Source organism: Streptomyces glomeratus (assembly GCF_021462825.1).
Lineage (GTDB): Bacteria > Actinomycetota > Actinomycetes > Streptomycetales > Streptomycetaceae > Streptomyces > Streptomyces glomeratus.
Map to the genome: position 1 here is coordinate 121,696 of NZ_JAKEEB010000017.1, position 10,891 is coordinate 132,586.

Annotated in this window: 8 protein-coding genes; 3 read left to right on the plus strand and 5 right to left on the minus strand. The window is 71.8% G+C overall.

All coding sequences use genetic code 11. The features are described 5' to 3' along the window. Window positions 1-93 precede the first annotated feature (93 nt). Window positions 94-1,284 (minus strand): lipid-transfer protein, encoded by a 1,191-nt coding sequence (locus tag LZ604_RS20995; RefSeq protein WP_234516956.1) that lies wholly within the window; start codon window positions 1,282-1,284, stop codon window positions 94-96. Further along, complete coding sequence (locus tag LZ604_RS21000) at window positions 1,281-1,706, minus strand: Zn-ribbon domain-containing OB-fold protein (RefSeq protein WP_234516967.1); 426 nt, start codon at window positions 1,704-1,706, stop codon at window positions 1,281-1,283. The genes LZ604_RS20995 and LZ604_RS21000 overlap by 4 nt, the downstream gene beginning before the upstream one ends. Window positions 1,707-1,932: 226 nt before the next feature. Here LZ604_RS21000 and LZ604_RS21005 point away from each other — a divergent pair, with 226 nt between their 5' ends. Then, the gene (locus LZ604_RS21005; protein WP_234516957.1) at window positions 1,933-2,469 is read left to right on the plus strand and encodes an NUDIX domain-containing protein; all 537 of its coding nucleotides are present in this window, start codon (window positions 1,933-1,935) and stop codon (window positions 2,467-2,469) included. 133 nt (window positions 2,470-2,602) lie between these two features. On the opposite strand, the gene LZ604_RS21010 is transcribed toward LZ604_RS21005, so the two are convergent. After that, window positions 2,603-4,969, minus strand: a complete 2,367-nt coding sequence (locus tag LZ604_RS21010; RefSeq protein ID WP_234516958.1) for a glycoside hydrolase family 31 protein — start codon at window positions 4,967-4,969, stop codon at window positions 2,603-2,605. A 213-nt stretch (window positions 4,970-5,182) separates the two neighbouring features. On the opposite strand from LZ604_RS21010, the gene LZ604_RS21015 reads away from it, so the two are divergent. Together LZ604_RS21015 and LZ604_RS21020 are read left to right on the plus strand one after the other, a co-directional pair. Next, window positions 5,183-7,150 (plus strand): acetoacetate--CoA ligase, encoded by a 1,968-nt coding sequence (locus LZ604_RS21015; protein WP_234516959.1) that lies wholly within the window; start codon window positions 5,183-5,185, stop codon window positions 7,148-7,150. A gap of 138 nt (window positions 7,151-7,288) precedes the next feature. Further along, complete coding sequence (locus tag LZ604_RS21020; protein ID WP_234516960.1) at window positions 7,289-8,182, plus strand: DUF8829 domain-containing protein; 894 nt, start codon at window positions 7,289-7,291, stop codon at window positions 8,180-8,182. A 129-nt stretch (window positions 8,183-8,311) separates the two neighbouring features. On the opposite strand, the gene ptsP is transcribed toward LZ604_RS21020, so the two are convergent. Then, window positions 8,312-9,982 (minus strand): phosphoenolpyruvate--protein phosphotransferase, encoded by a 1,671-nt coding sequence (gene ptsP / locus LZ604_RS21025; RefSeq protein ID WP_234516961.1) that lies wholly within the window; start codon window positions 9,980-9,982, stop codon window positions 8,312-8,314. A gap of 79 nt (window positions 9,983-10,061) precedes the next feature. Then, window positions 10,062-10,511, minus strand: a complete 450-nt coding sequence (locus LZ604_RS21030; protein WP_234516962.1) for a PTS sugar transporter subunit IIA — start codon at window positions 10,509-10,511, stop codon at window positions 10,062-10,064. Between the last annotated feature and the right edge of the window lie 380 nt (window positions 10,512-10,891).

Consider the following 10,891-nt stretch of genomic DNA (forward strand, 5'->3'; position numbering starts at 1 on the left):
ACGGCAGGGGGTCGGCCTGTCCGTCGCTCGTGTGCCGTGGCGCGGCCCGCTCTCGCCCTCCCCGCAGGAGGCACGGTGGTCACCGAACGGCGATCACCGCACGGCGATCACCGCGGAACCATGCCCGAACAGGCCTTGGTTCGCGGTGATCCCGACCCGGGCCCCCGCCACCTGCCGGTCACCCGCGTCTCCGCGCAACTGCCAGGTCAGCTCGCACACCTGGGCGATCGCCTGCGCCGGAACCGCCTCCCCGAAGGAGGACAGCCCACCGCTGACATTGACGGGTATTCGCCCGCCGAGCGTGGTGGCGCCTGCACGCAGCAGCTTCGCCGCCTCGCCCTCCGCACACAGGCCCAGATCCTCGTACCACTGCAACTCCAGCGCGGTGGACAGGTCGTACACCTCGGCGAGCGAGAGGTCATCGGGCCCGATGCCCGCCTCCTCGTACGCGGTCCGCGCGATCGAGGAGCGGAACGTCTCGCCGGAGGGCTCCACCGCCACCGCCGAGTCCGTCGCGATGTCCGGCAGGTCCAGCACGGTGTTGGGGAACCGCGGTGTCACCGTGGACACCGACCGGATGCGCACCGGCGCCGCCGCGCCGTGCCGCCGCGCGAACTCCATGCTCGAGAGCACCACTGCCGCGCCGCCGTCCGAGGTCGCGCAGATGTCGAGCAGCCGCAGGGGATCGGCGACGACGGCGGAGGCCTCGACCTCCTCGACGGTGAGCCGCTTGCGGTACCGGGCGTTCGGGTTCAGCGCCCCCACGGCCGCGTTCTTCACCTTGACCCGGGCGAAGTCGTCGGCCGTGTCTCCGTGAACGGCCATCCGCCGGCGCGCGTACAGCCCGAAGTACGTCGGATTGGTCGCTCCCAGAACCCGGAACCGCAGCCAGTCGGGATCGTCGGGCCGGTCGCCGTCCGCCGGGCGGAAGAACCCCCTGGGTGCCGAGTCCGCCCCGACGACCAGTACCACGTCCGCGATTCCCGCAAGGATCTGGGCCCGCGCCGTATTGATCGCCTGAGCTCCTGACGCGCATGCCGCGTACACGCTCGCGGCCCGGGCTCCCTGCCAGCCCAGCGCCTTGGCGAACGTCGCCCCCGCCACATGGCCCGGATAGCCGCCCCGCACCGTGGCGGCACCCACGATCGAGCCGACCTCCCGCCAGCCGACACCCGCGTCCAGGAGCGCCGCACGCGCCGCCGCCGTCCCGTACGCGACGAAGCCGCGCCCCCACTTGCCCCAGGGATGCAGACCCGCTCCGAGTACCGCCACGTCGTCCGTCATCCCGCCACCCCCGTCGGCCGCCAGTGCCAGGTCGTCCAGGTCGTGTGCGCGTCCTCGTGCAGCACACCGGGGACGACCCGCATCTCCATGCCCACGGCCAGATCGGCGACGGTCACCCCCGGAACGGCCTGCCCGAGCACCACGATCCGCTCTGCCTCCAGTTCCACCGCGACCAACGCGTAGGGCCGCCACGGAAGTTCCGGACTCGTCACATAGGGTGACGGTGGCTGGTAGCGGGTGTCGGTGTACGACCAGATCCGCCCCGTTCCGGACAGGGGCGTTTCGGTGAGATCGCCGCCCTCGCACCCGGGATTTCGGCAGAAGACGTCCTCACGCGGAAAGAACACCGACCCGCACGCCGAACACCGCGTGCCGACGAGGTGGAAGTCGTCCCCGTCGCCGGCGAACCATCCGGACACCACGGGGGTGAGAACACGCGGCATGGCACCTCCAGGGCCAGCGATCTGACGGTACGTCAGAAGTGTGCCACGGGCTCTCGGGGATCGGCAGGCGTCGCTGTGAACCGCCGGGGTCCGGCCGGCGTCCTTGTAACGGCGGGGACGGCCGGGGCCTGCGGGGGTGGTTCTGGCCGTCCCACGCCTCGCGCCCCGGGGAGACGCCCTCCGCGTGATCGGATACAGTCCGCCCGTGTCCGAATCCCCGTTCCCATCCGCCGACGCCGTGCCGGGCTCCCACTGCTCGGGCTGCGGAACGTCCTACGGAGAGGGCATCTCCGGCTGGCCCCGCACCTGCGCCGCCTGCGGCACGACGGCCTACCGCAATCCGCTGCCCGTCGCGGTGGCCCTCCAGCCCGTGTACGACACCAAAGGCACCGCCCTCGTCGTCATCACCCGAACCATCGCTCCCGCGCGCGGCGGCATCGCCTTGCCCGGAGGGTTCATCGACCACCGCGAGGACTGGCGGCACGCCGTCGTACGCGAGCTGAAGGAGGAGACCGGCATCGAGGCGGCAGGCCGCGACGTGCGGCTCGTCGACGCGATGAGTTCCCCCGACGGCCATCTGCTGCTCTTCGGGCTCCTGCCCGAGCGCCCGGCAGCGGACCTGCCCCGGTCCGCCGGCACGGCCGAGACGGAGGGCTGGCATCTCCTGCGCCGACCGACCGAACTCGCCTTTCCGCTGCACACACTCGCCGTCCAGGGATGGTTCGAGGGCCGCTACGTCTGACCCGCGGGCGGCGGGGGCACGGCATCACCGCGCGTCCCGCCTACCGGGGCCGCCCCCCGGCGAGGCCTACCGCAGGGTGGCCCCGGCGTCCGCGTGAAACGCCCGACCGAGCCGCCCGCCGGCCCCGCCCGCGTCACCCGTGGCCGAGGCCACGTACGCGTACCGGATACAAGGGCTCGGTCCGCCCCTTGTCACCGTCCTGCCTCACCACCACCCGACGGCCCTTCCAGCGCGTCACATAGCGCTCGGCCTCCGGCTCGTCCCAGCCCTCGCCGCCGTCCCGAACCACCAGCCCGCCCCCGGACCTCCCGCGTGCGGGCGCCCAGACCTCCAGTTCCAGACCGCCGTCCTCACCCCGCACGGGCAGCACGGCACCGGCGCGTGCGAACACCGGAATCCGCTCCGTCGACACATCGACCACCACCCGGCCCGGCCCCTGGTACGCCTCCTCCGTCACCGTGTCGTACCAGCGCCCCCGCGGCAGGAGCACCGTCCGCCGTTCCACGCCGGGGTCCAGCACCGGCGCCACCAGGAGACCGTCGCCGAGCAGGAAGGCGTCCTCGCAGTCGCGCAGCGCCCGGTCCTCGGGAGCACCCCACCACACGGGCCGGACATAGGGCGCCCCCGTGCGCCGGGCCAGATGGGCCAGCGTGACGAAGTACGGCAGCAGACGTCGCCGTTCAACGAGCGCCACTCGCGCGTGCTCGAGGACGTCGTCGCCGAACTCCCAGGGCTCCCGGCGCCCGGCCCGGACGCCCGCGTGCGTACGGAACAGCGGCAGATACGAGGCCAGCTGGAACCAGCGCAGATACAGCTCGGGCGAGGGACTCCCGTCGAAGCCGCCCACGTCGGGCCCCGAGTACGGCACCCCGCACAGCCCCAGCCCCAGCACCAGCGACAGCGAGGCGCGCAGCCCGGGCCAGTCCGTCGCCACGTCCCCCGACCACGTCCCCCCGTACCGCTGCATCCCCACCCATCCCGAGCGCGAGAACAGGAAAGGCCGCTCCTCGGGGGCCAGGTTCCGCAGGCCGTCGTATCCGGCCCTGGCCATGCACAGCCCATACACGTTGTGCGCCTCCCTGTGGTCACCGCCACGGCCCTCCAGCGCGTGCCTGGCCGAGCGGGGCAGGGTGTTCTCCCCGAAGGCCGTGAACGACACCGGCTCGTTCATGTCGAGCCACAGCCCCTCGAAGCCCTGAGCGCGACGTTCCTCCAGGAGCCGGCCCCACCACCGCCGCACACGCGCGTCGGTGAAGTCGGGATAGACCGACTCCCCGGGCCACACCACCCCTTCGACGACCCTCCCCGAGGCGTCCCGCACGAACACGTCCTCGGCGCTCCCGCCGTCGAACACCGGGCTGCCCGGCTCGGCCTTGACCGCCGGGTCGACGATCGAGACCAGGCGGATGCCGTGCCGGCGCATCTCCTCGGCGAGCAGCGGCAGCTTCGGGAAGCGTTCCCGGTCGACCGTGAACACCCGGTGGCCGTCGTAGTGGTCGATGTCCAGATGGACCGCATCGAGCGGAAGGTCACGCTCCTGATAGCCCGCGACGATCCGCCGCACCTCCTGCTCGCTGCCGAACCCCCACCGTGCGTGGTGGTGCCCCAGGGCCCACGCGGGCGGCACGGCCGGCGCCCCGGTCAGCGACGCCCAGACCAGCAGCACGCGCGCGGGGGTGCCCACCATCACCCAGCAGCGCAGCGGCCCGCCGTCCATGCGCATCTCACTGGTGCCCGCCCGGTCGTGCCCGGAGCCCGCGCCCTCCCTGCCCTCGCGCAGGGTCACCGTGCCGTCCCACGACGTGTCGAGGAACACCAGATGGGTGGCGGCGTCGGCAACCACCATCTGGACCGGCATGGTGATGTACAGAGGGTCGTCGCCGGGCCCGAACGGCCGACCCGGGTCCGTGTTCCACAGCCGGTACGTCCCGTCCCGCAAGCGCGGCCCCGAGGCCCGGCCGCCCAGCCCGAAGAACCGGGCGTCCGCCGCCACCTCGGACCGCTGCATCCACCGCGCGGCACCCCCGTCCGAGGGCTCCCACCAGCGGGGCGGCAGATCCCGGCGCAGCGTCACCCCGCCCGGCGTGCGCACCTCGATCGCGCCGTGCCGCGACACCACGACCGTCACCCGCTCCGCCACGACCCGCCAGCCGCCGTCCTTGTCCGGTTCCAGCAGGGCCCGCGGATCCGGCTCCGGACAGCGGCCCGCGAGCGCGTACGACGGCTCCGGTTCCGCCCCGTCCCAGCCCCAGAAGACGGCCCCGTTCACCGCGACCGTGATCCTCAGGTCGGTGCGGGCGAACCGCACGACACCGCCGCCGGGGCCGGGCTCGGCGCTCTGGACGGGCCCGGGCACCCGCGCCCGCTCCGCACCTCGTCGCGGCAACCCGGTGGCGTCGGTACGCCTCCTGCGCCACGCGGCACGCACGGTGCGCAGACCCTGCACCGCACCCCCCGAACCGACCGCCTTCACCGAACGCACCAGGTCACGACCGTCCATGCTGCTCACCCTGTCATCGACGTCCCCGTACAAGGGCGCCGTTCAACTGTCGTTCACCCGTGCTGGGAGCACAGCTTCACGAAGCCAACTATGTGTGGCGCACCCTGGTGCAGAAGTCGATCACATGGCATCGTCCGTGTCAGCCGCGTAACGCGCACACCCCAGCACGTGCGCGACTCACGCATACGACGCGTACCGTCCGGGAGCCGCCACATGACCACAGCGAACCTCACGCCGCTCTGGCGGCCCGACGCCGACCGCATCGCCCGGGCACAGATCACCCGGTTCCAGGCCTGGGCGGCCGAACACCACGGAGCCCCCTCCGAGGGCGGCTACGCGGCCCTGCACCGCTGGTCGGTGGACGAGCTCGACACCTTCTGGAAGGCCGTCGCCGAGTGGTTCGACGTACGGTTCGCCACTCCCTCTACGCGCGTGCTCGGCAACCGCTCCATGCCGGGCGCGGAGTGGTTCCCCGGTGCGACACTCAACTACGCCGAACACGCCCTGCGCGCCGCGGCCACCCACGCCGACGAGCCGGCCCTTCTGGCGGTCGACGAGTCCCACGAGCCCCGCCCGGTCACCTGGGCCGAACTGCGCCGCCAGGTCGGCTCACTCGCCGCCGAACTGCGTGCCCTGGGCGTCCGCCCGGGAGACCGCGTCAGCGGCTACCTCCCCAACATCCCTCAGGCCGTCGTCGCCCTCCTGGCCACCGCCGCCGTGGGCGGGGTGTGGACCTCCTGCGCACCCGACTTCGGCGCCCGCAGCGTGCTGGACCGCTTCCAGCAGGTCGAGCCCGTCGTCCTGTTCACGGTCGACGGCTACCGCTACGGCGGCAAGGAGCACGATCGCCGCGAGACCGTCGCCGAGCTGCGTCGCGAACTGCCCACCCTGCGCGCCGTCGTCCACATCCCGCTGCTCGGCTCCGAGGCTCCGGAGGGCGCCCTGGACTGGTCGGCCCTGACCTCGGCGGACACCGAGCCCGTCTTCGAACAGGTCCCCTTCGACCATCCGCTGTGGGTCCTGTACTCCTCGGGCACGACCGGCCTGCCCAAGGCCATCGTCCAGTCGCAGGGCGGCATCCTGGTGGAGCACCTCAAGCAGCTGGGCCTGCACTGCGACCTCGGCCCCGGCGACCGCCTCTTCTGGTACACGTCCACCGGCTGGATGATGTGGAACTTCCTCGTCTCCGGACTTCTGACGGGAACCACGATCGTCCTCTACGACGGCAGCCCCGGCCATCCCGACACCGGCGCCCAGTGGCGCGTCGCCGAGCGCACCGGGGCGACCCTCTTCGGCACCTCCGCGGCCTACGTCATGGCCTGCCGCAAGGCGGGCGTGCATCCGGCACGGGAGTACGACCTCTCCCGGGTGCAGTGCGTGGCCACCACGGGCTCCCCGCTGCCGCCGGACGGCTTCAGCTGGCTGCACGACGAGGTCCGCGACGACCTGTGGATCGCCTCCGTCAGCGGCGGCACCGACGTGTGCTCCTGCTTCGCGGGAGCCGTCCCCACGCTCCCGGTATACATCGGCGAACTCCAGGCCCCCGGCCTCGGCACCGACCTGCAGTCCTGGGATCCCAGCGGCAACCCGGTCGTCGACGAGGTCGGCGAGCTGGTCGTCACCAGGCCCATGCCCTCCATGCCGATCCGTTTCTGGAACGACCCCGACGGCAGCCGCTACCACAACAGCTACTTCGACATGTATCCGGGAGTGTGGCGCCACGGCGACTGGATCACGCTCACCTCCCGCGGTTCGGTGATCATCCACGGCCGTTCGGACTCCACCCTGAACCGCCAGGGCGTCCGCATGGGCTCGGCCGACATCTACGAGGCCGTCGAGCGGCTCCCCGAGATCAAGGAGTCCCTCGTCATCGGCGTCGAGCAGCCCGACGGGGGCTACTGGATGCCCCTCTTCGTGCATCTGGCCCCCGGAGCCGTCCTGGACGACACCCTCCTGAACCGCATCAAGCAGACCATCCGCGAACAGCTCTCCCCGCGCCACGTCCCCGACGAGATCATCGAGGTCCCGGGCGTCCCGCACACGCTCACGGGCAAGCGGATCGAGGTCCCGGTCAAACGCCTCATGCAGGGCACCCCGCTGGAGAAGGCCGTCAACCCGGGCTCCATCGACAACCTCGACCTGCTCCACTTCTACGAGGACCTGGCCCGCAAGCGCTCCTGACGCACCGCGCCGCCCCACGCCGCACCCCGGTGCCAGGGCGGGCGTCCGCGGCCGCCCGCCGGTCACCGCGACCGGCGGGCGTTGTCAGTGCTCCCGGTTACGGTCTGTGATGATGACCGACTGTACGTAGGGGGAGCCATGGCACACACCGAGCACCGGACCATGCGTCGCGCTCTGCGCCGCGAGATGGCCGGCACCATCGGTCTGTTGACCGACGAACACGACTTCACGGCGATGCGGCGGTACCGCACCTTCACCTTCGACGACCACACGACCTACCTCCAGCAGGTGGAGGCCCTGCTGAGGACCCTCGCCGCCCGGGGCACCCACACCACGGTCGCCCTCTTCGACCCGGTGGAGTATGCGGAGTTCTGCGTCGCCGGCGGCCTGGAACCCGACGCCCCGGCCAGCCGCACCCGCTTCACGGCGGAGGTGGCCGCCACCGGACCTGCGATCCCGTACGAGGGCCAGCCCCTGGACGAACTCGTCCCGGACCTGGTCGACGAAGCCGTTCGCCAGGCCACCTGGGAGTACGCGACCACCGTGCTCGCCCGCCTCGGGGCCTGCGCCTCCTGCGGGGAGGACATCGGACGCGCCGCCTTCGCCCAGGCCTCTCGACTCCTCACCCGCATCCTCGACACCGCGAGCCCGGGCCACCGTCACCTCGTCTGCAGCGTCTCGGCGCCGCCCGAAACCCTCGTCGCGGTGCTCCACGCAGACGAGGACCCCGACGGCACGAGCCGCATCGACGAGACGGAGGCTCTCGAATTCACAACCGTCCTCGCCCTCGGCATCGCCACTCACGCAGCGGGCGGACTGGTCATGCGCACCACCGCGCCCGACACGACGGACCGCGTCTACGGCTGGCGCCTGCGCGGCGAACGGCTGGAACCGCTCACCGCCGGGGAGGTCTTCGACGCCTACTGCACCGACGTCGAGTCCGGCGACCTCGTCTCCCCGGAATCCGGCGTCGACTACAGCGCCCCACCCGACCTCGGGGACGACGGACCCCTGACCGGCCACATCCACTGACGGCGGTCATGGCGCTCGTTCGGGCGCGACCGGCCCCGGACCAGGCCCGTGCCCGAATGAGCGCAGGGCGCCCCACCCACAGGTGGAGCGCCCTGGCCACACGAAGACCGGCGCGACAACCCGCCCCGGCTACTCGCCGGACAGCACCGCCTGAGCCGCCTTGCGCGCATCGTCGGCCGTGTCGGCGGCCCGCGCGGCCGCCGCGGCACGCTCGCACTGGGCCAGCGTGTACTTCGCCAGCGTGGCCCGCACATAGGGAATCGACGCCGCGCCCATCGACAGGGAGGTGACACCCAGACCGGTCAGCACACACGCCAGCAGCGGATCCGAGGCGGCCTCGCCGCACACGCCGCAGCTCTTGCCCTCGGCCTTGGCCGCCTCCGCGGACAGCGCAACCAGGTCGAGCAGCGCGGGCTGCCATGGGTCCTGCAGACGCGAGACCGCGCCCACCTGGCGGTCCGCGGCGAACGTGTACTGCGCGAGGTCGTTCGTCCCGAGCGACAGGAACTCGACCTCCTGCAGAATCGAGCGCGCCCGCAGCGCGGCCGACGGTATCTCCACCATCGCGCCGAACTTCGCCTGCAACCCCGCCTCACGGCACGCGTCCGCGAACGCCCTCGCGTCGGTGCGGTCGGCGACCATCGGCGCCATGACCTCGAGATAGACGGGCAGTCCCTCGGCGGCCTTCGCGAGCGCGGTCAGCTGTGTGCGCAGCACATCCGGGTGGTCGAGCAGCGTCCGCAGACCCCGCACGCCCAGCGCCGGGTTCGGCTCGTCGGCCGGGGTCAGGAAGTCCAGCGGTTTGTCCGCACCGGCGTCGAGCACGCGCACGACCACACGGCCCTCGGGGAAGGCCTCCAGTACCTGCCGGTAGGCCTCGACCTGCTTCTCCTCCGACGGGGCCTTCTTGTTGTCGTCCAGGAACAGGAACTCCGTGCGGAACAGGCCGACACCCTCGGCCCCGGCACCGACGGCGGCCGCCACGTCCGAGGGGCCGCCGACGTTCGCCAGCAGGGGCACCTTGTGCCCGTCGGCGGTGGCCCCGGGCCCGCTGGAGGCCGCAAGAGCGGCCTTTCGCTCGGCGGCCGCCGCCTCGAGCTGCGCCGTCTTCTCGTCACTCGGGTTCACGAAGATCTCGCCGGTGCTGCCGTCGACGGCGATCATCGTTCCCTCGGAGAGCTCACCCGCACCTGGCAGCGCCACGACGGCGGGGACACCCAGCGCGCGTGCCAGGATCGCACTGTGACTCGTCGGCCCGCCTTCCTCGGTGACGAAGCCGAGGACCAGGCCCGGGTCCAGCAGGGCCGTGTCGGCGGGCGCAAGGTCACGGGCGACGAGGACATACGGCTCGTCGCTGTCCGGTACCCCCGGCATGGGCACCCCGAGCAGGCGGGCGACGATGCGGTTCCGCACGTCGTCCAGGTCGGCCACACGCCCGGCGAGGTACTCCCCGGCGCCGGCCAGCAGCTCCCGATAGGCGGCGAAGGCGTCGTACACCGCGCGCTCCGCGGTACTGCCGACGGCTATACGGCGATCCACGTCCGCCATCAGCTCGGGGTCCTGGGCCATCAGGGCCTGGGCCTCCAGCACGGCCTGCGCTTCGCCACCCGCCAGATTGCCGCGGGCGGTCAGATCGGCTGCCACAGCCTCCACGGCCTGGCGTGCACGCCCCTGCTCGCGCTCCGCCTCCTCCGCCGGAATCTGCTTCGCCGGCGGCTCGAGCACCGCCGTCCCCATGTGACGGACCTCGCCGATCGCCACACCGTGGCTCACACCGACGCCTCGCAGCGTTGTCTCCATCTCACCCGTCTCCGATAGTGCGGCGGGGTCCCGCCGCCGCGGTGGTTGTCCTACCTGCCGTCATACGGCGGCACTGACGTCACTTCCATACGAAGAGACTGTCGCCCGCCTTCACATCGCCGTCGTCGCGGAGATCGGAGAGGGAGTCGGCCGTGGCCTCCAGCGCCACGATCGGGCACACGGGGGACTTGCCGGTGGCCTCGACGGCGGCCGGGTCCCAGCGCACGATGCCCTGACCGCGCGTCACGGTGTCGCCCTTGCTGACGAGCAGCTCGAAGCCCTCGCCATTGAGCTGCACGGTGTCGATACCGAGGTGGGTGAGTACTCCGTGTCCCTCCGCGTCGACCACGACGAAAGCGTGCGGGTGCAGCGAGACGATCACGCCGTCAACGGGCGAGACCGCCTCGTGAGGCTCTCGCACGGGATCGATCGCGGTGCCCGGGCCGACCATGGCCCCGGAGAAGACCGGATCCGGTACGGATGCCAGTCCGATGGCGCGTCCTGCGAGAGGGGACGTCACGGTGGTCATGGGAAGCCTCCCAGGGGTGGAGCTGCAGTACGAGGGCCGTCGCCGGTTGTCCCGGACAGCACGCTGAGCAGCAGCGTATGCCAGATGAAGTGCTCGTTCCCCATGAAAGTTACCAGCTAGTGGTCTAGACCACCAGTCCGAGCGATTTGCACCCCCTTCGGGGCTCCGTGTACAGTCGTACTCCTGCTTGAGGCGGGGTGGCGCGAACAGGCGTCCCCACTCGGCGGCACCCAACTTGTCAGATCCCAATCTCGGGGTCCTTCCGCATGTCCGTGGAAGGGTGGTCAGAGAGACGGAAAAACACTGATAGAGTCGGAAACACCGAAGGGAAGCGCCCGGAGGAAAGCCTGAGAGAGTCTCTCGGGTGAGTACGAAGGAAG

Coding starts and splice junctions, on each gene's coding strand:
- LZ604_RS21010 (WP_234516958.1), bottom strand. CDS start 4,969: ATGGACGGTCGTGACCTGGTGCGTTCGGTGAAGGCGGTCGGTTCGGGG.
- LZ604_RS21030 (WP_234516962.1), bottom strand. CDS start 10,511: ATGACCACCGTGACGTCCCCTCTCGCAGGACGCGCCATCGGACTGGCA.
- LZ604_RS21020 (WP_234516960.1), top strand. CDS start 7,289: ATGGCACACACCGAGCACCGGACCATGCGTCGCGCTCTGCGCCGCGAG.
- LZ604_RS20995 (WP_234516956.1), bottom strand. CDS start 1,284: ATGACGGACGACGTGGCGGTACTCGGAGCGGGTCTGCATCCCTGGGGC.
- ptsP (WP_234516961.1), bottom strand. CDS start 9,982: ATGGAGACAACGCTGCGAGGCGTCGGTGTGAGCCACGGTGTGGCGATC.
- LZ604_RS21015 (WP_234516959.1), top strand. CDS start 5,183: ATGACCACAGCGAACCTCACGCCGCTCTGGCGGCCCGACGCCGACCGC.